General features: G+C 59.6%; 20 protein-coding genes. 15 read left to right on the forward strand and 5 right to left on the reverse strand.

The genetic code is table 11. From position 1 onward, the window contains the following. Positions 1–37: 37 nt before the first annotated feature. Genes fghA through ACZK3J_RS11250 form a run of 4 tightly spaced genes read left to right on the forward strand, consistent with a single transcriptional unit; the run spans position 38 to position 6,264 of the window. Positions 38–868 carry an S-formylglutathione hydrolase gene (fghA, locus tag ACZK3J_RS11235; protein ID WP_017354482.1) on the forward strand — a complete coding sequence of 277 codons (831 nt, stop codon included), beginning with the start codon at positions 38–40 and terminating at the stop codon, positions 866–868. A gap of 15 nt (positions 869–883) precedes the next feature. Next, the gene (locus ACZK3J_RS11240; RefSeq protein ID WP_026070508.1) at positions 884–2,188 is read left to right on the forward strand and encodes an NAD(P)/FAD-dependent oxidoreductase; all 1,305 of its coding nucleotides are present in this window, start codon (positions 884–886) and stop codon (positions 2,186–2,188) included. A gap of 54 nt (positions 2,189–2,242) precedes the next feature. Continuing rightward, complete coding sequence (locus tag ACZK3J_RS11245) at positions 2,243–3,571, forward strand: replication-associated recombination protein A (RefSeq protein WP_005413341.1); 1,329 nt, start codon at positions 2,243–2,245, stop codon at positions 3,569–3,571. Between the two features lie 41 nt (positions 3,572–3,612). Then, positions 3,613–6,264 (forward strand): excinuclease ABC subunit UvrA, encoded by a 2,652-nt coding sequence (locus ACZK3J_RS11250; protein ID WP_478476947.1) that lies wholly within the window; start codon positions 3,613–3,615, stop codon positions 6,262–6,264. An 85-nt stretch (positions 6,265–6,349) separates the two neighbouring features. On the opposite strand, the gene ACZK3J_RS11255 is transcribed toward ACZK3J_RS11250, so the two are convergent. Beyond that, positions 6,350–7,309 (reverse strand): LysR family transcriptional regulator, encoded by a 960-nt coding sequence (locus tag ACZK3J_RS11255; protein WP_017354479.1) that lies wholly within the window; start codon positions 7,307–7,309, stop codon positions 6,350–6,352. 131 nt (positions 7,310–7,440) lie between these two features. Between ACZK3J_RS11255 and ACZK3J_RS11260 the strand changes: the two genes are divergently transcribed. From ACZK3J_RS11260 to ACZK3J_RS11305, 10 genes are all read left to right on the forward strand, one after another. Further along, positions 7,441–7,848 carry a ketosteroid isomerase-related protein gene (locus tag ACZK3J_RS11260; RefSeq protein WP_017354478.1) on the forward strand — a complete coding sequence of 136 codons (408 nt, stop codon included), beginning with the start codon at positions 7,441–7,443 and terminating at the stop codon, positions 7,846–7,848. Position 7,849: 1 nt separating this feature from the next. Further along, a complete protein-coding gene (locus ACZK3J_RS11265) occupies positions 7,850–8,455 on the forward strand; it encodes a GNAT family N-acetyltransferase (RefSeq protein ID WP_017354477.1) in 606 nt (201 codons plus the stop codon). Beyond that, positions 8,452–9,324, forward strand: a complete 873-nt coding sequence (locus ACZK3J_RS11270) for a carbon-nitrogen hydrolase family protein (protein ID WP_017354476.1) — start codon at positions 8,452–8,454, stop codon at positions 9,322–9,324. The genes ACZK3J_RS11265 and ACZK3J_RS11270 overlap by 4 nt, the downstream gene beginning before the upstream one ends. A gap of 72 nt (positions 9,325–9,396) precedes the next feature. Then, entirely contained in the window at positions 9,397–10,686 is a 1,290-nt protein-coding gene (locus tag ACZK3J_RS11275) for an NAD(P)/FAD-dependent oxidoreductase (protein ID WP_037590709.1), read from the forward strand. 66 nt (positions 10,687–10,752) lie between these two features. Then, positions 10,753–11,876 (forward strand): IS3 family transposase gene (locus ACZK3J_RS11280; RefSeq protein WP_197635070.1). Its coding sequence is split into 2 segments (ribosomal slippage): positions 10,753–11,029 and positions 11,029–11,876, totalling 1,125 coding nucleotides; the frame shifts between segments, so codons are not numbered across the junction. 285 nt (positions 11,877–12,161) lie between these two features. Then, the gene (locus tag ACZK3J_RS11285) at positions 12,162–13,271 is read left to right on the forward strand and encodes an S-(hydroxymethyl)glutathione dehydrogenase/class III alcohol dehydrogenase (RefSeq protein WP_005413335.1); all 1,110 of its coding nucleotides are present in this window, start codon (positions 12,162–12,164) and stop codon (positions 13,269–13,271) included. A 56-nt stretch (positions 13,272–13,327) separates the two neighbouring features. Next, positions 13,328–13,903, forward strand: a complete 576-nt coding sequence (gene gfa, locus ACZK3J_RS11290) for an S-(hydroxymethyl)glutathione synthase (RefSeq protein WP_005413334.1) — start codon at positions 13,328–13,330, stop codon at positions 13,901–13,903. A gap of 97 nt (positions 13,904–14,000) precedes the next feature. Continuing rightward, positions 14,001–14,744 carry a cation diffusion facilitator family transporter gene (locus ACZK3J_RS11295; RefSeq protein ID WP_049400906.1) on the forward strand — a complete coding sequence of 248 codons (744 nt, stop codon included), beginning with the start codon at positions 14,001–14,003 and terminating at the stop codon, positions 14,742–14,744. A gap of 543 nt (positions 14,745–15,287) precedes the next feature. Further along, entirely contained in the window at positions 15,288–16,328 is a 1,041-nt protein-coding gene (locus ACZK3J_RS11300) for a lipid A deacylase LpxR family protein (protein ID WP_017354473.1), read from the forward strand. 108 nt (positions 16,329–16,436) lie between these two features. Further along, on the forward strand, positions 16,437–17,051 hold the full coding sequence (locus ACZK3J_RS11305) for a flavodoxin family protein (RefSeq protein ID WP_157804745.1): 615 nt from the start codon (positions 16,437–16,439) through the stop codon (positions 17,049–17,051). Positions 17,052–17,195: 144 nt separating this feature from the next. Here ACZK3J_RS11305 and ACZK3J_RS11310 read toward each other — a convergent pair whose 3' ends face one another. From ACZK3J_RS11310 to ACZK3J_RS11325, 4 genes are all read right to left on the reverse strand, one after another. Next, positions 17,196–17,450, reverse strand: a complete 255-nt coding sequence (locus tag ACZK3J_RS11310; RefSeq protein ID WP_239669690.1) for a hypothetical protein — start codon at positions 17,448–17,450, stop codon at positions 17,196–17,198. Positions 17,451–17,954: 504 nt separating this feature from the next. Then, positions 17,955–20,711: a caspase family protein gene (locus ACZK3J_RS11315; RefSeq protein WP_017354471.1), complete on the reverse strand. Its 2,757-nt coding sequence runs from the start codon at positions 20,709–20,711 to the stop codon at positions 17,955–17,957. A 57-nt stretch (positions 20,712–20,768) separates the two neighbouring features. Beyond that, positions 20,769–22,334, reverse strand: coding sequence for a hypothetical protein (locus tag ACZK3J_RS11320; protein WP_478476949.1), 1,566 nt, complete (start codon positions 22,332–22,334; stop codon positions 20,769–20,771). A gap of 353 nt (positions 22,335–22,687) precedes the next feature. Beyond that, positions 22,688–23,545, reverse strand: coding sequence for a BrxR family helix-turn-helix transcriptional regulator (locus ACZK3J_RS11325; RefSeq protein ID WP_146027645.1), 858 nt, complete (start codon positions 23,543–23,545; stop codon positions 22,688–22,690). 118 nt (positions 23,546–23,663) lie between these two features. On the opposite strand from ACZK3J_RS11325, the gene ACZK3J_RS11330 reads away from it, so the two are divergent. Further along, complete coding sequence (locus ACZK3J_RS11330; protein WP_478476951.1) at positions 23,664–25,085, forward strand: Wadjet anti-phage system protein JetA family protein; 1,422 nt, start codon at positions 23,664–23,666, stop codon at positions 25,083–25,085. The last annotated feature ends 1 nt before the right edge of the window (position 25,086 follow it).

A 25,086-nucleotide genomic window follows, 5' to 3' on the forward strand; every position in this document is an offset into this window, starting at 1 on the left:
TAGATGGCCTATCAAATTCAACTCAGAGGAAAGAACAATGGAACGCATTGAGCGTCACGCAAGCTTCGGTGGATGGCAGGACGTCTACCAGCATGAATCATCCAGCCTTGGTTGCACCATGAAGTTTGGAGTCTATCTCCCTCCGCAGGCGTCCAGCGGCCCGGTACCTGTTCTCTACTGGCTCTCTGGCCTGACGTGCACAGAGCAGAACTTCATCACCAAGTCTGCAGTGCAGCAGCTCGCTGCTGAGCATGGCATTGCCATCGTTGCTCCGGATACAAGTCCGCGCGGAGAGTCCGTCGCGGATGATCCAGCTTACGATCTCGGCCAAGGTGCGGGGTTCTACGTCAATGCCACCGAGGCACCGTGGTCCGACCACTACCGCATGTATGACTACGTTGTAAGTGAGCTGCCTGCTCTCGTTGAGAAGAACTTCCCTGTTAGCCAGGCTCGCTCAATTAGCGGCCACTCAATGGGCGGCCACGGTGCCTTGGTCATCGCTTTGCGAAATCCAGGTCGCTATCGCAGCGTATCCGCCTTCTCTCCGATCGTGGCACCCACCCAGGCTCCTTGGGGCCAGAAGGCGTTTTCGGCCTACTTGGGGGGAGATCAGGAGCAGTGGCGGCAGTATGACGCCGTGGAGCTGATTGCAGATGCAAAGGAGCGCCTGCCCCTGCTCGTGGATCAAGGGCTCAGCGATGATTTCTTGCAGAATCAGCTCCGCCCCGAACTGCTTCAAGATGCATGCGCCAAGGTGAATCATCCGCTTTCGCTGAACCTTCGCGATGGTTACGACCATAGCTACTACTTCATCTCCAGCTTCATTGCCGATCATCTCAAGCACCACGCATCGGCGCTGAACACCTAACCAAGGAGTGCTGCCGTGATCAAGACCTCCAGAAATCGTCATCAAGTTGTGATCGTTGGGGCGGGCTTCGGCGGACTGGAGGCCGCCACGCACCTTGAAGGAGTGGATGTCGATGTAACAATCATTGACCGGCGGAACTATCACTTGTTCCAGCCGCTGCTCTACCAGGTGGCTGGTGCGTCACTGTCACCGTCGGAGATCGCATGGCCGATCCGCTATCTGTTCCGTGACCGCCCGGAGGTCAGAACCCTCATGGCGGAGGTCGAGGGTGTGGATAAAGCTGCCCGCCAAGTGATCCTTCAGGACGGCACTCGATACCCTTACGACACCCTTGTGCTCGCTACGGGAGCAACACATGCCTACTTTGGGCATGACGAATGGTCGAAGTACGCTCCAGGCCTGAAGAGCCTGGAGGATGCAACAACCATTCGAGGCAGGATCTTGAGCGCGTTCGAGCAAGCGGAGCTCTGCAATGATCCCGAGGTTCGAGAGGCCCTTCAAACCTTTGTGATCATTGGTGGTGGGCCTACAGGTGTCGAGCTTGCCGGAACCATCGCGGAGCTGGCGCGTGGCACGCTGCAGGATGACTTTCGGTCAGTTGATCCCAGCAAAACCCGGGTATTTCTCATTGAGGCGGGTCCGCGGCTGCTCCCCGTCTTTCCTGAAAAGCTCTCCGAGTACACGAGGCGCGCCCTCGAGAAGCTTGGGGTATCCGTTTTGTTGGGGGCCCCTGTCACCGAGTGCGCCTCTGATGGGGTGATGCTCAATGGCAAGAAGCTGGCGGCATCCACAATCGTCTGGGCAGCGGGAGTTCAGGCGTCTCCAGCCGCACGTTGGCTCGACACCGAATCAGATCGGGCGGGGCGCGCAATCGTCGGCCCTGATCTAACGGTGCCTGGTTCCCCCAACATTTTCGTGATCGGGGACACTGCTTCATCAGCCACTGCGGACGGAAAGACCGTTCCTGGAATCGCGCCGGCGGCCAAGCAGCAAGGCAAGTACGTCGCGGGCCAGATTGAAGGGCTGATAACAGGGGCGCGGAGGACCGCTGCATTCAAGTACCGGCACCAGGGCAACCTCGCCACGATTGGACGCAGCCTTGCAGTAATCGATATGGGGAAGCTAAAGCTGAGCGGAGGAATCGCATGGTGGATCTGGAAGCTCGCTCACATCTACTTCCTTATCGGAGTGCGAAATCGCCTGAGCGTCGCAATGAGCTGGGTATGGAATCACAGCGTTGGATACAGAGGGGCTCGCATCATCCTCCGTGAAAAAGCAAGCAATGCCACAAGCGGCTCATTGGATGGGAAGCTGAAATAGGGGCCAAGACGCTCTGAATGCACACTCGCAACTGACTTCCCGAAGGAGAACACCTTGGCAGATCTATTCACAGCGAAACCAAGGGCACCACTGGCCGAACTGCTACGACCGAAGTCTCTCGACGAGTTCGTTGGGCAGCAACACCTGCTGGGGCCGGGGAAGCCTTTGCGTCTTGCCTTTGAAGCAAGAAGTCTGCACTCCTTCATCATGTGGGGGCCCCCGGGCGTCGGTAAGACCACCCTGGGGCGCCTCGCAGCGATGGTGACTGACAGTCACTTCATTGCGATCTCCGCCGTACTCGCCGGGGTAAAGGACATCAGGCAGGCCATTGATGATGCGCGGGCCGAACTCGACGTCCGCGGTCGCTCCACGGTACTTTTCGTCGACGAAATTCACCGGTTCAACAAGGCCCAGCAGGATGCGCTGCTACCTCACGTTGAATCAGGGCTACTCACGCTGGTGGGCGGCACCACAGAGCATCCAGGACTGGCCGTTAACTCGGCGCTGCTTTCGCGCGCGCAGGTGTACACACTTGAGCCTCTGTCTGACGCAGATCTTGAGAAGCTCTACGAACGCGCCAGACCTCACTTGCGAGGCGTTGACCTCTCCGATCCCGCATTGCAGCTGCTGAAGGGCTTCGCTGATGGTGATGGCCGCAGATTCCTGAATCTTCTCGAGCAGGTCTCAACTGCGGCCTCTGAGAAGCGGGTGGAAGAGGTGGATCTTGAGTTTGCCAAGCGCTCCACCAGCCCGTCACTGCGTCGATTCGATAAGGGCGGGGACGAGTTCTATTGGCAGCTCTCCGCGTTTCACAAATCACTGCGTGGCTCTGATCCCGACGCCTCCCTCTACTGGCTAGCGCGCATTCTGGATGGGGGCGGGGACGTGAGCCAGGTCACACGTCGAATGATTGTTATGGCAAGCGAAGATATCGGAAATGCTGATCCGGGCGCTCTGCACTTGGCCATCCACGCTGCGCAGGCGTATGAGCGACTTGGCTCTCCTGAAGGTGAAATTGTCTTGGCCCAGGCTGCGACCTATCTGGCGCTCTCCCCCAAGTCGAATGCGTCCTATGCGGCTTGGGATCTAGCAAGGGCCTTCGTCAAGGAGCACGGATCATTACCAGTTCCCATGCATCTTCGGAATGCTCCAGCGAAGCTTATGAGGCAGATGGGGTATCGACAAGCATATCGCTACGCGCATCATGAGCCAGACGGCTACGCAGCTGGACAGACGTACCTGCCGGAGGGTGTGGAGAGGCCGAACTGGTATCGGCCCACTGATCGGGGAGCTGAGCGCGCCTTGGCTGAGAGACAGGCATGGCAGCGAGCCTTGGATGAAGAGGCATCGCAAACCGAAGCCGATCCCTCTTCGGGCCAGTGATCCAGCTGAACTTAACGTCTACAACCTACAGAGACATGCACATGCCAAACGCCACATTCGGTGAAGCTTCCTGCAGTGTCGCAGCAAGCGGCCTTGTAGAGGTGCGCGGTGCGCGTGAGAACAACCTTAGAGACGTTGATGTCTCAATTCCTCGCAACGCACTGGTCGTCTTTTCCGGTGTATCCGGTTCCGGGAAGTCATCTCTTGCATTCGGGACAATCTATGCGGAAGCTCAAAGGAGGTACTTTGAGTCCGTTGCTCCCTATGCTCGACGCCTAATCGATCAGGCAGGCGTCCCTGATGTTGACTCCATCGATGGACTCCCGCCGGCAGTAGCGCTGCAGCAGCAGCGTGGTGCCAGCAATGCGCGATCTTCGGTGGGTAGCGTCACCACGCTATCCAGCCTCATTCGTATGATGTATTCCCGCGCGGGAGCATATCCGGCTGATCAGCCTATGCTTTATGCCGAGGACTTCTCACCCAATACTCCCCAGGGCGCATGCGCGACCTGCCATGGCCTTGGCCATGTGTACGAGGTGACAGAGGCCCTCATGGTGCCGGATCCAAAGCTGAGCATCCGTGAGCGTGCCATTGCTTCGTGGCCACCTGCATGGCACGGGCAGAACCTTCGCGACATTCTGGTGACGCTGGGCTACGACATTGATAGGCCTTGGAAGGACCTTCCCAAGAAAGACCGCGATTGGATTCTGTTTACCGAGGAGTCGCCCACTGTGCCGGTCTATGCTGGGTTCACGCCGGCGGAGACGCGTGCGGCCCTGAAGCGTAAAACTGAGCCGAGCTACATGGGAACCTTCACTGGCGCCCGTAGGTATGTCCTGCACACGTTTGCTAACACGCAAAGTGCCCTGATGAGGCGCCGCGTATCGCGATACATGGAGGGTAAGCTTTGTCCCACCTGCCATGGCAAGCGCCTTAAGGCAGAGTCGCTGTCAGTGACATTTGCGGGTGTGGACATTGGTCAATTCATGCAGATGCCTCTTGACCAACTGGCTTCCCTGCTCGAGCCCATTTCTCAAGGAGACTTCAGTGCTCATGCTGGCGGGGGCAAGGCGAACAAGGAAGCCACCCGTCGTGATCGCGCCGATAGGGCGGCCAGTGGGCGGGCGGTCCACGCGGTGTCTCCTGACGTCCGCCGCACCTCAGCGCTGTCGGAGGAGAAGCGCCTGGCCGCGCAGCGCCTCGCTAGTGGAGTGATGAGCCGAATCAGTCAGTTGCGTGGCCTTGGGCTTGGCTATCTAACTTTGGATCGCGCTACGCCGACATTGTCCGCTGGCGAGCTGCAGCGATTGAGACTCGCCACGCAGTTGAGCTCGCTGCTCTTTGGCGTGGTGTACGTGTTGGACGAGCCGTCGGCAGGTCTTCATCCCTCCGACAGCCAGGCTCTCTATGACGCCTTGGACCGCCTCCGCGACGGTGGTAATTCCGTATTTGTTGTGGAGCACGATCTGGAGCTGATGCGCCGTGCCCAGTGGTTGGTGGATGTTGGGCCTGAGGCGGGAGAGCGGGGCGGCAAAGTGCTCTACAGCGGAGAGCCGGATGGTCTTCGTGACATCGACGAGTCACGTACCGCGTTGTACCTCTTTGACAAGGTCCCGCCCCCTAGTGGCCAAGAGCGTCAAGCGAGTGGTTGGCTGGAACTTCAGGGCATCCAGCGTCACAACCTGAAGCGCATTGATGCGAAGATACCTCTGGGCATCCTCACCGCGGTGACCGGGATTTCGGGATCGGGCAAGTCCAGCCTCGTCGCCCAAGCGTTGCCGGAGCTGATGATGCTTCAAATTGGACACGAGCCTGAAGACGACGCGGTGGAAACGGGGGCAGCAGACGGGCCAACCGTCATCGAGACGACAGGGGGACACCTCGGCGGAGATGTCGATGCTATTCAGCGTCTCGTCCAGGTTGATCAGAAGCCAATCGGACGGACGCCGCGATCGAATCTCGCGACTTACACCGGCCTTTTCGATCATGTTCGAAAGCTGTTTGCCGCAACACCAGATGCGCGGCGTCGACGTTACGACGCAGGTCGATTCTCCTTCAACGTGGCCAAGGGACGTTGTGAGACGTGCGAAGGGGAGGGGTTCGTGAGCGTCGAGCTGCTGTTTATGCCTAGCGTCTATGCACCGTGCCCAACGTGCCACGGTGCGCGATACAACGAAGCTACGCTGAAGGTGCTTTGGAACGGTAAGAACATTGCAGACGTTCTGCGGATGACTGTCGAGGATGCACGTGAATTCTTTGGCGATGAGGACGCGATCGCTCGCCCACTTCAGTTGCTGAAGGAGATTGGCCTTGGATACCTTCGACTGGGCCAGCCGGCTACCGAGCTATCGGGTGGTGAAGCGCAGCGCATCAAGCTGGCCACAGAGCTTCAACGAAGCCAGCGCGGGCGGACACTGTATGTCCTGGATGAACCCACTACGGGCCTCCATGCCTCGGACGCGGATAGGCTGCTTGTGCAGCTCCAGCGGCTCGTTGATGCCGGCAATACGGTGGTCATGATTGAGCACGACATGCGTGCCGTTGCTCAGGCGGATTGGGTAATCGACGTGGGTCCAGGTGCCGGTGATGCGGGCGGGCAGATCGTGGCGGCAGGAACTCCAAAACAGGTCGCTCGCGTGAAGAGAAGCCGTACCGCCCCCTTCTTGGCTGAGGAACTCGCCCGCGCGGGTTGACCCGACGCTCTTTTGGCCACCATGAGCGTCCCTGGCGCTCATGGCGGCCAGATCCCGTATCAGAGAGCGGCCAAGCGACTCGGCATTAGCGCTTCCCTGCTTTGGATGGCGTTAGGGCCGAGGTGGGGGAGGGCGCCATCTGCGTAAGGCTTGGTAGTGCTCCGACGGCGGAATGGAGTGCATCGAAAACTACTCTGACGCGAGGTGAGACTGGGCCGCGTTGAGGCCGATAGACGTACAAGCCCCACGGCGCAGGATCGAATTCTTCCATCACACGCTGCAGAACACCTGACTGAATGAGTGGGGCAGCCATGTAATCAGCAAGTTGGGCAAACCCCAAGCCCGCAATGACCCCTGCCATCTCCATGTCGGCATTGTCTGCAATGAAGACCGGTGCTGTCGGCGCCACCTGTACGCCTCCAGCCAGGTACCAGGGCCAGGGCCTGCCTGTATTGATGTCCACCGATGCAACCAGTGGAAACCGCGAGAGCTCGCTAGTCTCCGCTGGTGCTCCGATTCTCTCTACAAGTGCGGGGGAGCCAACGATGTGCAGTCGCATCTCTCCTGCCTTCTTCGCAATGAATCTGCTATCACGCATGAAGCCGACGCGGATTCCGACATCGATCCCTTCATCGACAGCGTCTGCAACCCGATCGCTTAAGCGAACGTCCAAGACAATTCCCGGGTGACTTTGGGTCACTGTATCCAAGGCGGCAAGAACTGCCCTGGAGCCCATGCTGTGAGGGGCACTAATTCGGACTGTGCCCACAATCTGTGAGGCCGTCGCCTTGGTTCGCGGGCGCCACAGCTTGTCTAAGCCCTCAAGCGCCGGCCGCAGCTGATGTAAGAGATCCTCCCCAAAGGCCGTGATGCGAACCTGGCGTGTGCTTCGGTGGAACAACAGCTCCCCGTAATGACTTTCAAGGGCCTGTATCGCTCGGGTGATGGCCTGAGGAGAGCTTCCCAGTCGAACAGCGGCCTCACGAAAGCTCGGCGCCTCAGCCGCGGCCCTAAACGTCTTTAGAAGATCCAGCTCGCTGTTCATCTCAAGGCCCCCATGGTCGTTGGGCTCATATTATTCCATTTCAGGGAATTATGAAATCCTATCAATTCCATATACAACAATTCTTCAGGTCTCCAGAATTCCTCCACACCCTCACCTGACCGGAGAACCTGATGAGCAAGTTCAACTACATCGAAGAGTACTACCAGGCATTCAACCGCGGTGATCGCGACGCGATGCTCTCGATGCTCACTGATGACGTTGTGCACGATCTAAATCAGGGGAGTCGCGAAGTAGGGATCGACGCATTCCGCGCGTTCCTGAGCCGCATGGATTCCTGCTACAGCGAGCAGCTTCACGACATCGTGGTGATGTACAGCAGCGATGGTGCGCGTGCCGGCGCGGAGTACGTGGTGCACGGACTCTACCACCACACGGACGAAGGTCTCCCTGCAGCGGCAGGGCAGATCTATGTTCTTCCCGGTGGCGCGTTCTTTGACATCCGTGATGGAAAGATTGCGCGCGTCACCAACTACTACAACCTGGAGGACTGGATTTCCCAGGTCCACAAGGCGCCCTGAAATGGCTACCAACGTGCGAGTAGAGGTACTGGTCGGCACCGAAATCGAGGACTGGCTCGATCGCGTCGCTCAGTTGCGGATCGAGATATTCAGTAGCTATCCCTACCTGTACGAAGGAGACATGGACTATGAGCGTCACTACCTCCGCAATTATGCGACGTCTGACGGGGGCATCGTTGTCCTGGCCAGGGATGGAAGGGACGTTGTAGGTGCATCGACTGGCCTTCCTTTGTTGAGCGCCGATGCCGCTTTCATTCGTCCCTTCCAGGAGCACGGTCCCCGGCCAGAAGAAGTCTTCTACTGCGGGGAGTCCGTACTGAGGCCGGAGTACAGAGGAGCTGGCTTGGGCCACGTCTTCTTTGATCGAAGAGAGGAGCAAGCCCGACGAAAGGGCTTCAAGTGGTCTTCTTTCGCGTCGGTGGTTCGGTCGGAGACTGATCCGCTTAGGCCACCTGGATATCGAAGCAATGAAGGCTTCTGGACTCGCCGTGGGTATGCACAACAGAGCGCGATGAAGGTCGCTCTTCCTTGGCGGCAGCATGGGGCCACGCACGAAACCGAGCAGACACTTTCACTTTGGCTCCGTTCCTTGGAGGACGTTACATGAAGATTGCAGCAGCTAAGTACGTGATCGGTCGTCCGAAGACCTTTGCCGAGTTCGCTGCGCGCCAGCGCCGAATTCTGAATGACGCACGGGAACAAGGAGTTGAGCTTGCAGTACTTCCGGAATACCTGTCGCTGGAACTGGGTTCGACTCTTCCAGAAGCTCTTCAGCTTAGCCTGAGGTCCACCCTGGAGTCGCTCCAGATCTATCAGAGCGCATGGTGTGAGCTCTATAGCACCTTGGCTGTCGAACTGGGAATGACCATCCAGGCAGGAACGTTCCTCACCGCAACATCCCATGGGATGTATCGCAACCGTGCCTGGTGGTTCACAGCTGATGGTCGCAGCGGATGGCAGGACAAGCTTCAGCTTACTGGCTTCGAGAAGCAGGCAGTTGTCATCGAGCCTGGCGATCGCATCGCGGCGTTTGAGCAGGACGGAAAGCGTGTCGGGATTGCGGTTTGCTATGACAGCGAATTTCCGCTTCCTGTTCGCCTCCAGCAGGAGGCAGGGGTGCGCTTGCTGTTGGTGCCAAGTTGCACCGACACCGACGCCGGTGCCACCCGTGTCGATGTTGGGTGCCGAGCGCGAGCGCTTGAGAATCGGATGTTCGTGGCAAAGGCGGTCACCGCTGGCGTCGCCGACTGGAGTGAAGCGCTTGATGTCAACACCGGTGAGGCAATGATCCTCTCACCGATGGACCATGGCTTCCCCAGTGACGGCGTGCTCGCAGCGACCTCCGACGATCAGGAGTGGGCGATTGCTGACATTGACTTCGCAGCGCTCGAAGCAAGCCGTGCACGAGCGCAGGTAGCCGTCGACAAGGATTGGGATGGTCAGCTCCGCTTCCATTCCGTTGAGGTCCTGAACTAACCAACGTCTAGATGCCTGGGCCATGAAGTGCTCGTGGGCGTCGCTGGCAACTCAAATACCTGGGGAATCAAAATGCATCGTATTGTCATTGTTGGTGGTGGGGCCGGAGGGCTGGAGCTGGCTACGCAGCTGGGCCGGAAGCTCGGGCGCTCAGGGCGAGCAAAAGTCACTCTTGTCGATGCTCGGATGACGCATCTGTGGAAGCCACTTCTTCACGAGGTTGCCTCAGGCGCGTTGGATGCCGCAGAAAGTGAGCTCAACTATCTCGCCCAGGCTAGCTGGAATCACTTCCAGTTTCAGTTGGGGCGGATGACGGGTTTGGATCAGAAGTCCAGAAAGATCGAGCTTGCCCCACTGTACGATGAGGAGGGCAACGTTATTGCGCCCCGTCGCTCGATCTCCTACGACACCCTGGTGATCAGCGTGGGTAGCGGAACGAACGACTTTGGAACTCCCGGTGCAGCGGATCATTGCCTGTTCCTGGACGATCCCGATGCCGCCATTGCTTTCCAGAAGCGGCTGCTGAGCGAGTACATGGGCGCGCAAGCGCGCGGCAAGTCAGAAACACTGGAGGTTGCGATCGTCGGCGCCGGCGCCACCGGTGTCGAGCTGGCGGCCGAGCTGCGTGATGCTGCAAGGCAATTTAGCGCTTATGGGCTGGACAAGATCTCTCCCGAGAATCTGAAAATCACGCTTATCGAGGCTGGTCCGCGAGTGCTGCCAGCTCTGCCAGAGCGCGTGAGCCTGCCGGTCGCCGAGCGACTTGTACATGAAGGCGTTCGTGTCATGTGTGGCTCGGCTGTGACCCTAGTGGATGAAGAGGGCCTGCAACTCGCCAATGGCATCAAGGTTGCTGCGAGGCTGAAGGTATGGGCGGCGGGCATCCGTGCTCCCGTCTTCCTTGCATCCCTCGGGAACCTAAAGACCAATCGCATCAACCAGCTCGAGGTATCTGAAACGCTGCAGACAACGCAGGATCCGAACATCTTCGCATTCGGGGATTGTGCAGCCTGCCCGAATGGACACAGCGGTACAAACGTTCCCCCCAGGGCACAGGCCGCTCATCAGCAGGCTCACTTCCTTGCGCAGGCGATTACCCGCCGTATCGAGGGACGCCCGCTGCCCAGCTTCACCTATCGAGACTATGGATCGCTGGTGTCCCTGTCGAGGGAGGGCGCCGTTGGCACGCTGATGGGTAACCTCATGGGGTCATTCAAGGTCGAGGGCTGGCTGGCCAGGATGTTCTACATCTCACTGTATCGCATGCACCAGAGGAGCCTGTTCGGTACACGCCGGGTGGTTGCGCGCATGCTGGCAGACGCATTGGGACGGAGTACGGAGCCTCGCCTCAAGTTGCATTGATGCGGGCGAGCTGAGGCGACGTCCCCCCGAGATTGAGTAGCGAAGCGGTTTGGAGTCCAATCCTCAATGACAAGGAGATTGGACGTGAAGAAGCGTTTTTCCGAAGAGCAGATCATCGGCTTCCTACGCGAAGCCGAGGCCGGCATGCCCATTAAGGACCTCTGCCGCCAGCACGGCTTCAGCGAGGCCTCGTACTACCTGTGGCGCAGCAAGTTCGGCGGCATGAGCGTGCCCGACGCCAAGCGGCTCAAGGACCTGGAGGCGGAGAACACACGCCTGAAGAAGCTACTGGCAGAACAGGTCTTCGAGAACGACGTCATCAAGGATGCGTTGCGAAAAAAGTGGTGACCGCACCGGCGCGCAGGCTGCTGGTGCGGAGCATGGTCGAGAAGGGGTTGAGCGAGCGGCGGGCGCTGAAGGTGGTGCGGATGAGCGCTAGCGCGCTGCGCTATGAGCCTCGGGCCGACCACAACGTTGAGCTGCGCGAGCAGATCGCCGCGCTGGCGCATCGGCACAGACGCTACGGGGTGGGCATGATCCATTTGAAACTGCGACAGAAAGGGCTGGTCGTGAACTACAAGCGAGTGGAGCGCTTGTATCAGGAAGCGGGCCTGCAGGTGCGTCGCAGAAAGCGTAAGAAGGTGCCGGTAGGCGAGCGCCAGCCCCTCCTGCGGCCGTCCGCTGCCAATGAGGTGTGGTCGATGGACTTCGTGTTCGACCGCACCGCGGAAGGCCGGGTGATCAAGTGCCTGACCATCGTAGACGACGCCACCCACGAGGCTGTTGCCATCGAAGTGGAGCGGGCAATTTCCGGGCAAGGTGTGTCCAGGGTGCTGGACAGACTGGCCATGCAGCGCGGCTTGCCACGAGTGATCAGGACAGACAACGGCAAGGAGTTTTGCGGTAAGGCGATGGTGGCCTGGGCTCACGACAAGGGAGTTGCCCTGCGTCTGATCGAGCCGGGCAAACCGAACCAGAATGCTTACGTGGAGTCTTTCAACGGGCGTTTACGCGATGAATGCCTCAACGAGCACTGGTTCCCGACATTGCTTCATGCCCGTACCAGCATCGAAAGCTGGCGGCGCGACTACAACGAAGAAAGGCCCAAAAGAGCGCTTGGCGGACTAACACCCGCCCAGCACGCCGCGCAGTTGGCGGCGAAGAAAGATACCATCAGCACTGGATTCTAAACCCGCCCACTACTCAGGTCGGGGGGACGTCGCAGGGGCGGAGCTGCGAGTCAACAATTCCAACGCAAGGAATTATGAAATCCAATCTGTTCCATATACAGCAATCCATCGAAGTCCAATACTTGGTCCCAACAGCTCGCCAAGAAGAATGCTGTAGGCGCATTCGACCTGATTGAAACGCGTTCTAGAGCCGGCGCCAGGGGCGGCGCGCCCGATGTACCACTGATCAAGCTCGCCCCAAAGACCGTTGTCGCACTTATCTCGTTACACCCAAGGAGAACTCACATGAAATCCCGTGCAGCCGTTGCATTCGGTCCCGGTCAACCGCTCGAGATCGTCGAAATCGATGTTGCTCCGCCGAAGAAGGGCGAAGTACTGGTGAAGATCACCAGCACTGGTGTCTGCCATACCGACGCATTCACCCTGTCGGGCAATGACCCTGAAGGCCTGTTCCCGGTGGTGCTGGGCCATGAAGGCGCCGGCATCGTTGTCGAAGTGGGCGAGGGCGTGACCAGTGTGAAGCCCGGCGATCACGTCATCCCGCTGTACACCGCAGAATGCGGTGAGTGTCTGTTCTGCAAGAGCGGCAAGACCAACCTGTGCGTTGCCGTACGCGCCACCCAGGGTAAGGGTGTGATGCCTGATGGCACCAGCCGCTTCAGCTACAACGGCCAGCCGCTGTATCACTACATGGGCTGCTCGACCTTCAGCGAGTACACCGTCGTGGCCGAAGTCTCTCTGGCCAAGATCAATCCGGAAGCGAATCCGGAGCACGTCTGCCTGCTCGGTTGCGGTGTCACCACTGGCATTGGTGCGGTGCACAACACGGCCAAGGTGCAGGAAGGTGACAGCGTGGCCGTGTTCGGCCTCGGTGGCATCGGCCTGGCGGTGATCCAGGGTGCTCGTCAGGCGAAGGCTGGTCGCATCATCGCAGTGGACACCAACCCGTCCAAGTTCGAGTTGGCCAAGCAGTTCGGCGCAACCGAATTCGTGAACCCGAAGGATTACGACCGTCCGGTTCAAGAAGTCATCGTTGAGATGACCGGCTGGGGCGTCGATCACAGCTTCGAGTGCATCGGCAACGTCAATGTGATGCGTTCGGCGCTGGAGTGTGCACACCGCGGCTGGGGCCAGAGCGTTGTCATCGGTGTGGCCGGTGCTGGTCAGGAGATCTCCACCCGTCCGTTCCAGCTCGTGACCGGTCGTCGCTGGATTGGCAGCGCCTTCGGTGGTGTGAAGGGCCGTAGCCAGCTGCCTGGCATGGTCGAAGACGCCATGCGGGGTGAGATCGATCTGGCTCCGTTCGTGACCCATACGATGGGCCTGGAAGCAATCAACGAAGCCTTCGAACTCATGCACGAAGGCAAGTCCATTCGTACTGTCATCAACTACTGATGCACCGCAGCACCGGGCAACCGGTGCTGCACTTCCAACAATAGGAGTTTAAGTCCATGCAACACCAAACTATCCATCCCTCGGTCGATTCCGGCGTCGTTGCCGGAACCGCCGGCTTCAAGGGCGGCACGCTGAAGTGCCTGTGCTCTGACAAGCCGGTTGAGATCTCCGTCGCAAGCAATGTGGCCCACAACCATGCCTGTGGTTGCACCAAGTGCTGGAAGCCGGAAGGCGCCATCTTCTCCGTGGTCGGTGTCGTTCCCCGCGATACCGTTTCGATCACGGCGAATGCCGACAAGCTGGCGATTGTCGATCCGGCTGCGACCATCCAGCGCCACGCGTGCAAGGACTGCGGTGTCCACATGTTTGGCCGCATCGAGAACAAGTCCCATGCCTTCTACGGCCTGGACTTCATTCACGTTGAACTGTCCGAACAGAAGGGCTGGGAAGAACCGCGCTTCGCCGCATTCGTGTCTTCGATCATCGAAGGCGGCGGCGCAAGGCCGGAACAGATGGACGGCGTCCGTAGCCGCCTGAAGGCTCTGTCCCTGGAGCCGTACGACGTGTTGAACCCGCCGCTCATGGATGCGCTGTCCGCGCATGCTGCACGACTCAGCGGCGTTCTCTCCTAAGCAGTGTAAATGCCGCCCCTTGCATGCAAGGGGCGGTACTTCCTGACAGTACGCCACCGGCGTATACATTTTCGCTCAGAGCCTGGAGTCTTCGACCATGTCCTTGCTTCCCCCCAACGCAATGCACGAGCGGACTCTGCAGGGCGTACAGAGCACCGGCAACGCACGGGCAATTACGAAGGCCGCGACTCTCACTGCGGTCATGATGTCCGTCGAAATTGCTGGAGGATGGGCCTTCAACTCGATGGCTCTTCTCGCAGATGGCTGGCACATGAGCTCTCACGTGCTGGTACTCCTGTTCGCACTTTCTATCGCTTGGTACGCTGAGCGGAATCAGAGCCGCCCAGAGCGCGCGGCTCGGGTGCTAGCGGTTGAGCTCATCGCGGCGAGCGTAAGCGCGATGATCATGCTTTGGATTGCCGCTTCGATGGCCTATGAATCGACGGAGCGTCTCCATGCGCCAGAGGCTGTTCAGTACTCAGAAGCGCTTGCCATCGCCGTTGCGGGTTTGATTACAAATATATTCTCAGCGCGGTGGCTACATTCTGCCTACCATCGCGAAGGTGCTGCGGTTGATCACTGCCACGTTCCGCATGAGCGCCATGCTGACGAGAAGGGGGCCGATGCGCGCAGGAGTCCCAATCTTCGTGCGGCCTATCTTCACGTCGCTACGGACACCGCTGTAACGGCACTCGCAATTACTGCACTTGTCGTGGGGATGATCTGGGACGTGACGTGGCTGGACTCAGTCACAGGCCTCATCGGAGCGTCGGTTGTCGCAGTCTGGGCCATTAGATTGCTTCGTAGCTCCATTTCGGCGTGGATAGGTCGGCGTAAGTAGCTAGTGCGGTGGTGCCTCCGTGCTCAGCACGGAGGCTAGCCCTGCGATTGGGAGCCTTCCACAAAACTCGCTGCGACCGGAGTCATTCCTGGACGCATCTGGCGAGCCCGCTGAGCGCATATGCCCCACCTCACATGATGCGGAGTTGCTGGCGGGGTGGCCATTCTCTCAGTCAGAGATCAACAAACTGACTGTGATTCTGAAACGTCCATCTTGAGCGGCTGACGTTGCTTCGCAGCGAGGTGACGTGCCCTTCAGTCTAGGTCAGTACCTGGGGCGCCGGCTGTTGCGGCACTAGGGGAGGGCCTGGACGATCTCTTGCTCAGGCGAACGTCTTGGCGAGCCCAAGAGCGCTAGATACTGCTGCAGGGATGCGCCGCCTTTGAAAGCAATTGGCGTGCGGCCGGCTGATGGCCTGGTGTATGGCTCAAACCCCTTCCTCCGGGTCTACTGCGACAGCGCATTAGATCTTCAATTGAACCTCACATTGAGTCAAATGGCAGCAAGCCCATGAAAAGACTGGCGCTTAGTCGGTTGTCTGTGATGGCGGCACTCGTGTTCCTGGCCGCTGCCCGAGCCCCGGTGGCCCAGGCGGCCGAACAATGTGGCCCGGACGCGATGCGCGATCACCCGCCGCAGATCAGCTTCCGCGTCGACAACGACCTGTTCGGTGGCCGCCACCAAGACCAGGGCTATACCAACGGCGCGCAGCTGACCCTGGTCTCGCCGAACCTGGTCGACTACACCGCCGACCCGTGCCTGCCGCGCATGGCGCGCTGGGTGAACCAGTACCTGGAAGGCCTGCACCCCGGCAGGTTCGAGCAGCAGAACATGATCTTCAGCATCGGCCAGGCCATCTTCACCCCCACCGACCCGACCCGCCGCGACCTGATCGAGGATGACCGGCCGTATGCCGGCGTGCTGCTGGCCAGCTTCGGCTTCAACGCACGCAGCGGCGACCGCCTGCAGACCACCCAGCTGGCCGTGGGCGTGGTCGGGCCCTGGGCCCAGGGCAGGCAGGTGCAGAACGCCGTGCACGACGCGCTAGGGGACGAGAAGTTCAAGGGTTGGGACAACCAGCTGCACAACGAGCCGGTGTTCATGCTGACCCACGAGCGCATGCGCCGCTGGCCGGCCGATGCCAGTGTCAATGCCGGCGGCTGGGGCTGGGATGCGATCAGTCACTATGGCGGTGCGATCGGCAACCTGGAAACCAAGGCCAACGCCGGTGGCGAAGTGCGCTTCGGCTGGAAGCTGCCCGACGACTTCGGCAGCACGCCGCTGCGCCCGGCCGGCGAGAACACCGCGCCGACCCGTGGTGGCCGCCTCAGCGGCTGGTCCTGGCACTTGTTTGCGACCACCGACGCGGCATGGGTAATCCGCGACATCACTCTGGACGGCAATACCTTCCGCAACAGCCACAGCGTGGACAAGCGCCACGTGGTCGCCCAAGGCGGCTACGGCATCGCGGTGATGCGCGGGCGCTGGAGATTCGCAATGGCGCGTTACCACAGCACCCGGGAGTTCTATGGCCAGCGCCAGTCGCCGGTGTTCGGAAGCTTCACTATTAGCCGCTCGCTATAGTAGGTGGCGACGATCGCGGGTGTTCGACCATGCAATGTCCTTGAGTGCAGTACCTCGCAGAGCGACTACAGAAGTAACGCGGGAGTGCATGATGGAGAGTACTGAATGATGCTAATCACCAAGCTCGTCGTAGTCATCGTCGCGCTTGCCGCTGGGATCAAGGTGATTGATTGCTGTGTCGTGTGGGCAGCGCGACGAAGGCTGGAGAAACTTCAGAAGCTAAAGGCGCCGGCCCCATCGAGATCTCCTTTACCCGATGCCCTGGTGGTCTACTACTCTCGCTCTGGGCACACCGCCTTAGCCTCTAGTTATCTGGCGAACCAGTTACACGCCGATCTGCGTGCTGTCGAAGCATTTGACTACTCATTGGGCTTGGCCGGGTGGGTGAATGCTATGGCTGATGGGGGTCTTGATGACGCGTGGATAAATCCCGCGTGGATGGATCTAGCTCCCTATGACGCTATCTATTTGGGAACACCCATCTGGCGTGGTTGCCCAGCGCCGCCGGCTTGGGAGTTTGTTAGGAGCAACATGTTCCCTGGGAAAAAGGTCGTACTAGTCACTACATCCAGAGGATCATGGAAGCAGTCAGCTATTGAGCTCCTTGGGCGAGAGATAGTTCGACGAGGTGCGCGATCATTCGAGCATCGGCCTTTGGCGCGCAAGCGTGCCTGGTTCAGAAGATCGGACCCAGATGATCTCAGAATTACGGATCTGATGTGACCGACCTACCATGAATGCCCCCGGCCAATGCTGCGTTTAGTCGGCACCCCTCGCCTTAGCTAGCGCTATGCCAATCGCCGCGTCGCCCCTTGCTGCACGCTCGTCAACGGCCTAGGGCCGTCCCGAGAGTTTCGTGAGGTGGTTTCATTCGCGATTGTCGAGCCGTCCGTTAGACAACGCATGCTGGAGAGCAATCGCAACCTGCGTCGCGGCGTAGACCCAATCGTTGTCTTCTTCGTACGGATCCACTTCCGAATCTTCTTTGCCACCATGGAAGAGGTTGTTGCGGACTTGCCGCATGGCTTCCACCAGCGCGACCGCATCCGATTCGGCATCCAATGGGCAGGGGCAAAAGCGGGCCACCAAGTTCCCGTTCTCTTCAATAATCATCTGCTTCATGGGGCGCTCATCGCGTTGACAGAGAAGGCGCGCACGCGCCGACTCAGGAACCTCTGACGCGAAATCGTCGCCCAACTTTCGGACGCGCTCTTGCACCTTGCGCCAAGCCACGTCGGACGTCGGTTGCCCCGTCCGGTCTTTCCGGAAGAAGTCCCCGTGCCGTCGGAGCTGGAATTCCAGTTTGCTCACGGTCTTGAGAAGGTCGTAGGCGAGATTGGCGCTTACCGGCATTTCAGCATTCTATGTGAGTAGTGTGAGGTCCGAATCGCAAACTGCCACAGCGAAGGCACAAGGACCACCAAGAAATGGCGCTACTTGAGAGCCGCCTAACACGCGGGAGGATGTCATCCTGTAGGCCGGGCGTCGCACCTCATCTAGATTCTTGACCTATAACCGCTTCGGGCTGGCAACGCAGGTCGGCAGTGACTTGGGACAACTTTGCCTAGACACCGCTAAGAATACTTGGATGGGGTTCGCGTGAAGGCCGCGCTTACGATTCGCCTCTCAGTAGTCGTCCATTGATTGCAGGTGAGTGCTGCGCTTCGACTTGGTGGCTGTCGAGTCTGGGTCGGGTTCATCTCCGTTCACCGTTACCCACTCGATGAGAGGGCCCAGGTCGGATTGGCGGCGGGCTTCCGCATACAGCTTGCTATAGGCGGCCATGGCGTATATCGGCGACAGCATGAGCTCCGCTGCCAAGGCGAAGACATCGGACTCGGGTGGCAGCGACACAGTGGTGAAGGCGCCGCTGTCGGCATCGGTGTGGCGCTCAGCCAGCGCATCCAGAAGACGCCGACGGAGTGCTTGCTGGAAGGGGCTATGGGTGGGATTAGGACACCTCAGGCCGTCTTCGACCGGAACCCAGGTGTCCAGTGACCAGGCGGGGGCGAGCACTTGCGGGGTTGCCGCGTCGTCAATCCCCTGTGCATTACCCTTCAGAGTGCCCATAGCCTGGTCAGAAAGCCGATTTCGCAACAACCAGCGGTCATCAACTGAACGCTGCCAGAGAGTCCATAGACTCCCACCGGACCGCCATTGGCCGATCTCCTCGAACAGTTCGGAGGCCAGTCCGCCTCGCGCCTCCAGCTTTGAGGCAAGGCTCCATGAGGCCGCCAGCGCGGGTGGGTTACGGAGCGGATGGGCCACGTTCGATAGGCCTAGCCATTGCGCGAGCACCGCAAAATCGGATAGACCCTCCCTGATTTCCTTAGGAACGGCTGCAACGCATTGTCCAACGGTATCGATGTGCTGCCCGCCCCGCTGGAAGGCAGCGAGGGCCGCGTACAAGGCCCACATCGGGCTGGCCATTGCTTGCTCGGTTGATGGCACCGCCACCTCCCGGCCGACTGTAAGCTGCGCTCGCGCCGCCTCCGTCGCAAGCCCGATCGGATCGAACAGCAGTGACGCACTTCCCATCCGGACCAGATGGATGGAGGCAGTCGCCAAGTCGAGCATTCGTGCGCCCTGAGTGTCCACCATCGGAGGGGTTGGCGGAGCTGAGGTACAGTCAAGGTAGATCTCGGTACGCCACCCCTTAATCACCGGGACGACCAGTCCGTCTTCATTCGACTCGTCCCAAGGGCTGGCCGTTCGCAGTGCGAGGCTGCCAGCTGTTGCTGCTAATTTGAGGTAGGCGTAGCCGAGCCTGTCGTCCGTACCACTGTGGATGAGGCGCTCCTCCAAGGTTGCCCCTACAAGGGAACTGAGGTGCCACTGCCGCCACGGTGGCGCGGGGTTTAGAGAGCCGTCGGGACTGAAACTGGAGTCGCGCGCGAAGACAAAGACCTCACCGATTTCGCTGAGATCGCGGCTTGGCTCCGTCGGAATCATCGAGTATTCAGCGGCATGAAGGGACTGATTTTGGTGCGTGGTTGACGTGCCGATGACGGGCGCAGCCGCGGAAAATTCGGGCCCGGGCAACCGCTGGTCGAGGGGCGCATCCGCAACAACGAACAGCGATTGCGCCGATTCGGCCCCGACGTGCACCAGGGCTTTGTAGAGTCCCGGAGCTAAGGACAGCGAGACCACTCCCGTACCGATGCTGACACGAGCGTAGCTAGCATCGAGCACCGTGATCTGCGCGTTGGGATTGTCCGTCCTCAACACCACCGGCTGCGCTGCAACCTCGTCGGTTCGCAAAGCGGGCATGTCGATAGGTGCAGCAACGGGAGGGGTGTTGCCTGCAGCTGGCAGCACCGGGTAGGGAACCTCGAAGGCGACGTCGGGTAGATTCCCTGGTGTAACGACGAGATGCAGACCCGGGGTCAGCTCCACGATGGGATGCTCGAGCTGGCGAAGCTGGCTACTGCGTAGCTGCCCATTTGGCGTCATGTCGGTGGGCGGCGCGGGTGGGTAAGGTGAGATGTCAGGATCCGGTTGCCGGTCGATGGCCGCGAATTTAGCAATGATGCGGCTCAGGTCGACGGCAACCCGGCGTGGGAGCGCGGAAGCTGGCGCCGACGCCGGGCGCTGATATATTCGAATCCGCTTCGTTGCGGGAGTCAGTGGTGGCGTGTATCCGGTTTCCTGTTCGTAGCGATCGGCCCATAGCACCTGGAAGTAGTCCGCGACGGCGCGATCCGTCACCCATCCGTCGGCGTCAGGCGGTGCGCTGCGCAGCGCGTCCAGTAGGACGCTAGTGAACAGGCCGCGAGACTGCCCGGCCGGGCCAATGTTGCGCTCAAAGGACTGACGTCCCCGCGGCGCTCCATACGCCTGGAACAATCGGACGTGTGCCGTTCGTTGCCGGTCCGGCGGGGTCCAAGTCGGCTCGAGCACCTGGCTCGCCTTGAGTACGTCCTGGCAGCAGTCCGTTACCAGGATGATTTCATCAAAGAAACCCGCGTTGGCGATTTTCGACGCATAACGCAGGACGGCGATATGCGCCGTGTCGCCGTTTTGCGCGACGGCCGAGAATAGTGCCGGGTCGTGAATCGCCGAACCGGCTGTGAACCCGTGTCCGGCGAAGAACAGATACAAGCGCTGTCCAATGCGGTCATGCCATCCGTTCGGGGTGCGCAGCCATAGATTAAGCGCCTTCTTGAGCTCCTTCTCGGTCGGGTTTGCGTCGTCCGGGGTCGCTGCCACGCCATAATCCTGCGACCGTATGACTTGGATACGTCGGGTGTCCAGGTCGCCGTACTCCGGATCGAGGAGCCATTGCCGGAACTCTTCGCCATCGTTCTCAGGTCCATGGAGGTCACTCAGGCCGGGATAACGGTTAATTGTCAGCACGATCGCGTAGTGATCATCTCGCGGCATGTCCACATCTCTCCCTGTTGCGTACACAAGGGCACCTTTGGCGTGCTCTCGAAGATGTCAGCATCCGCCGAGGAGGCTCTCAACGCTGAGCAGCGTATCTTCGTCGTCGTCGAAAGCTCCGTGATCAATGCTTGTGCTGTTCAAGCCTGCTGTCTGTCCTTGGGACTTGGACCAGATCGTACGGTTCGGTGCAGCTCCGAGCCACGCGCGGACTGCACCTATTTCGGGAAACTTGCTATCTGAGTAGATGTGGTGCCAAGCGAAGAAGCGTTCCATGCCCAGCAGCGGCATGTCCGGTTCGTCGACGAGCGTTCCGTCGGAATTTGGGCGCGATTCGAGGACACCCGACACCAGATAGAGGAGGGAGCTGGGATAGATGAAGCGCTTCCAGTCCTGCCCATTGGGAAATTTAGAGTCGTCTCCGACGACCTGATCGTCCCGTTCGAATTCATCGCGCATGCCAAACAAGCGGAAGTGACGGATGCGATCGCCATGTTGGGTGATCGTGGCGGCAAAGCGCTCGTAGGTGATGGCGGGCGCCAGGAACACGACGTCGAATGCAATCTCGGCCGGCAGAAGCTCTGATGCCTTGTCAAGCCAATTGGCGATGTAGACGGCGCCAGTGCTGTGGCCGACTAGAGTGATCCTCGATAGCAGCCCTTCAGAGGCATGGGCGGCACGCAGCCGCTCCAGCAGCGCAGTTCCGGCATACAGGTCGGAGCCGTCGCCGAACGCATCGAGTGAGTCCTGCTTCATGCGGTTCCACTGGAGTGCCTTGCCCCATTCATTGAGTCCACTGCCACCAAAATGAACACCACGCAACACTTCCTCTACGACCGTTGCATACAGGCCGTGATCGCGTTGATCCGCGTACCGACGCAGAACACCCTGCAGGATGCGCTTCACCAGAAGGGAAACTTTGAACCAGACGATCAACCCGCGGCCTCCCTCGACCCCGGCGACCTGCGTTGATACCGCCTGCGAGAACGGGGTATCTCGAACGCTCGCTCCGCCCCCGATGAATGCATCGCGTGCTTCGTCTAACGCGGTTGGCAGGGTTTGCATGGCGACCACAAACTCGCTGTCGGTTTGCAAGTCGGCTTCGATCTCGGCGTCGTCGATCAGCGCACTCGCCGCACGCGCACCTGAGGGCCCCACTACAGGTTTGAAATCACGGTAGGGCACGTGATTGCGACTGGGATCGCTCCAATATGTATCAACTGCCTGGCGGACCTTCCCTGCATCGACGTTGCCCGGCGTGATGGTCCGGGCGCCGTTGCTACCTCCCAAGCGGCGGAGCGCGTACTCTAGCGCCTTGCGCACCAGATTCTTGAATACCGGCTCATCCGGCAGCTCGCGCAGGTTGTTGCGGATCGTTTCAACGAAACCCGACTCCCACACGGAAAAAACCGGATAGGCCGATTGAGAAAAGCGCCCCTCAAGTCGCTGGGCAATACCGATACCCGCGGCCTTGTCGACCAGGCCCCCGTGAAAGTAAAGCAGCAAATGACCACGCCCGTCCTTACGAAGCGCCGTGACGATAGCGTCGATATCCTCTGGCTTCGTATCGGTTCCGGCACCGATACGGCCGTTGCGACTGTGGATTTGATGCAGACTGCCCATACCTGGCCCCCTGTGACCAGAATGATGCCAACCCAGAGTGCCATGAGTTTATGAAGTGGGCAATCAGTAATCGCCTAGGTAGGGATTGGTCACCTCAATGCCGAGTAAGCGAAGGGCTAGAGTTGAATGCCCCGGACCATGCCGCAGCTGGGGCGGTAGTTTGCATTTGGCGCTCGATCGATAGGGACACGAGGGCACGGCTCATCGACCTGATCATTGAGGTACAGACGGAGAATTGGCTTTGAATGCCAATGGCGTCCATCTGATACGGTTCCTATGTAGGGTAGCTACCCAGGCAGGGGTAGCGCGGTATCCGTGCCGGGCCTCAAGTTTGGCTACGATCATGCCATCCGCTAATTCAGCTCGCCAAATAGCCACGGTTGGATCGCGGTTGGATCGTCGACGCAGAGGTGAAATTCGTTCGGCGGCTCCTTCTCTGCATCGGTGGCGCAGCGCAGTTCATGTAGTCGGTATTGGAGTAGTGCGGCACGGGTTCTTAACCTGTAGGCTGCCTTACCTCCGAAATACTCGATACGCACCATATCCTTCTGATCTGGTGTCAGATGCGGATGGGGGACGATCGACAGCTCTACCTGTGTCTGCCAGGCGGCGTCCTGGCTAGGCTCGGCCCGCTCTGGCCGAGGATCAGCCAGCTGTTTCAAGCCGCTCAGCCGATTTATAGACAGGTCCAGGAAGCGTCCGGCTTCCGCCTCGTCCTCGGCGATGACAAATGCGCGAACATGCCAGCGCCTGCCTGCCTGCACCAGCGCATGAGGGAACAGTCGTTTGGTGCGAGGTGCTGGGTTGCGCATGGACCGGTGCTCGCCAACGAGCCCCTTGCCCTCTCTGCAGGCACGATTAAGCAGTGCGAAGTGGCGTCGTTCAACGCCGCCGAGGATAAGCTGGGAGCTCTCGATAAAGCCTGTAGCTTCCTGGGGGCGCTCAAACGCAAGGTACTCTTCGATCAGCCCTTCGGTTAGGAGGGGTCTGAAGCCAGACATCGCCACGTATCCGCGCACATGGCTTCGGTACTCAAGGCCGCCTCCATTGAGTTCAGCATATTGGGTTAGCAATCGACTTACCGTGGTGATATGCAGATCAAACACTTGGCGTACTCGCTCATTGGTGACTTGCCCCTCCCAGAGGAGCAGCGTTTCGATGGCTCGAAGTGTTTCCGGACTTTTGTTTGGATTGGGGCGGGGGCGGGGCATGGGGCTGGGCCGGGGTCAGATGACACGCAGCTTAGCATTGATGCTAAGTTAGCGTTTATGATATGTTAGCGTTTATGCTAATGTGAAGTAGATAGCCCAACTTCTGTGGAGTTGCACAGTGTCCAGCTCTCTGTTTGAGGTACTGCCATCGCAACTCTTTCGCCCATTGGCCTCGGCAAATCGGGAGAACTACTGGCGGCTGCTCTTGGGTCTGTACGAAGAATTCTTCGGGCCAGAGGCTGAGGTTCCCCCGGCGACCGGCTGGGAACGGCGGCAGTTGACGCAGTTCATCGAGAACTACCTCGAACACGATGACGCTTGGCAGGCAGAAGAGGGGGTAGGCCAGCTCACTCCGCTCAACATTCGCGCCAACATGTACTTGAGCCATCTCACGGAGAATGGCTGGTTCGAAGAAGAGCAGGTGGGACTCACGCGCACTCTGTCCATGACTGCTGAGGTAAGCCGTTTCCTTGCCACCTTGCAGGTCTTCACAGAAGACACGCCGGCGATGGTGGGCGCGAAGATGCGTTCCATTGAAGACACATTACGTCGGGTGCTTGATCCTGCAAGCAATGTCTACGGTGACGACTTCGTAAACGCCGGCGACAGCGCCCATGCGCTTCTGTCCGGGATTGCCGCCATGAGTCTGAACGTGCGTACCCTGCAGCGCGAGATATTCAAGTCCGCGACCCCCGGGGCGGCTATCCGTCGGTTGTTTGAAGACTACATTTCCAAGCACGTCATGGCTGACTATGCGGACTTGGCTGGCGCCGATCACCCCCTCGCACGAAAGGCGCAGGTGTTGAGCCTAACTCAGGAAATCCATTACGGGGATCATCGGGAACGGATCATCGTGTGGTTGGCCGAGCGACGCTACAAAGGTGATAAAGGCACGGCTGAGGCTGTCTATGAGAAGGCGATCAGGCGATTGAGCAATGTCTATCGTCTGCAAGACTACTTCGATCGCTTGGGCCAGGATCAGCGCCATATCGAGCGTCGCATGCTGGCCATGATCGAGTACCAGCTTCGCGCGCCGGGCCAGCTCGAGAGACGGATCAAAAAGGCTATCGCCGGAGTCAATGCTGCGGAGAACTTCGACGCCTCCATGCCCGTTGGGCCCGGAGCATTGCTTTCCGGTGAACTCCTGTTTCAACCACGCATCGCCCGTCCGCCCATTCCCAGGACCGCGGATTCTCCGCGGCAGATGACAGCCGAGCAGGAGGCGCGGATGAACCTGCACAGGCGTGCGCGTGATGCGCGTACCGCCATGCCAACAGAGGTGAGGGTGTACTTGCAGGGTGTCATGGGAGGAGGTAGGCAGATCCGGGCGTCTCAGCTTCCCATCACCGGTATCAAGCAATTTCGAATGGTGCAGACGCTGTCCACCTACGCACAGGAAGCAATGACAGGCCTCGGAAAGAAGCACCATGAAGGAATTTCAAAGCGACTACCTGGATATCGCTTCCAAAGCGCCGGTGATGAACGAATTGCCGGGCCGTATTTGGACATGCCGGACTTCTACATCACCAAGGTGAAATGAC

Source organism: Stenotrophomonas sp. 86428_Sma (genome assembly GCF_056481585.1).

Bases quoted from the DNA above. Each gene is read 5' to 3' on its own strand.
- fghA (WP_017354482.1), top strand. From the start codon at position 38: ATGGAACGCATTGAGCGTCACGCAAGCTTCGGTGGATGGCAGGACGTC.
- ACZK3J_RS11250 (WP_478476947.1), top strand. From the start codon at position 3,613: ATGCCAAACGCCACATTCGGTGAAGCTTCCTGCAGTGTCGCAGCAAGC.
- ACZK3J_RS11255 (WP_017354479.1), bottom strand. From the start codon at position 7,309: ATGAACAGCGAGCTGGATCTTCTAAAGACGTTTAGGGCCGCGGCTGAG.
- ACZK3J_RS11260 (WP_017354478.1), top strand. From the start codon at position 7,441: ATGAGCAAGTTCAACTACATCGAAGAGTACTACCAGGCATTCAACCGC.
- ACZK3J_RS11265 (WP_017354477.1), top strand. From the start codon at position 7,850: ATGGCTACCAACGTGCGAGTAGAGGTACTGGTCGGCACCGAAATCGAG.
- ACZK3J_RS11270 (WP_017354476.1), top strand. From the start codon at position 8,452: ATGAAGATTGCAGCAGCTAAGTACGTGATCGGTCGTCCGAAGACCTTT.
- ACZK3J_RS11275 (WP_037590709.1), top strand. From the start codon at position 9,397: ATGCATCGTATTGTCATTGTTGGTGGTGGGGCCGGAGGGCTGGAGCTG.
- ACZK3J_RS11285 (WP_005413335.1), top strand. From the start codon at position 12,162: ATGAAATCCCGTGCAGCCGTTGCATTCGGTCCCGGTCAACCGCTCGAG.
- gfa (WP_005413334.1), top strand. From the start codon at position 13,328: ATGCAACACCAAACTATCCATCCCTCGGTCGATTCCGGCGTCGTTGCC.
- ACZK3J_RS11295 (WP_049400906.1), top strand. From the start codon at position 14,001: ATGTCCTTGCTTCCCCCCAACGCAATGCACGAGCGGACTCTGCAGGGC.
- ACZK3J_RS11300 (WP_017354473.1), top strand. From the start codon at position 15,288: ATGGCGGCACTCGTGTTCCTGGCCGCTGCCCGAGCCCCGGTGGCCCAG.
- ACZK3J_RS11305 (WP_157804745.1), top strand. From the start codon at position 16,437: ATGCTAATCACCAAGCTCGTCGTAGTCATCGTCGCGCTTGCCGCTGGG.
- ACZK3J_RS11310 (WP_239669690.1), bottom strand. From the start codon at position 17,450: ATGAAGCAGATGATTATTGAAGAGAACGGGAACTTGGTGGCCCGCTTT.
- ACZK3J_RS11315 (WP_017354471.1), bottom strand. From the start codon at position 20,711: ATGCCGCGAGATGATCACTACGCGATCGTGCTGACAATTAACCGTTAT.
- ACZK3J_RS11320 (WP_478476949.1), bottom strand. From the start codon at position 22,334: ATGGGCAGTCTGCATCAAATCCACAGTCGCAACGGCCGTATCGGTGCC.
- ACZK3J_RS11325 (WP_146027645.1), bottom strand. From the start codon at position 23,545: ATGCCCCGCCCCCGCCCCAATCCAAACAAAAGTCCGGAAACACTTCGA.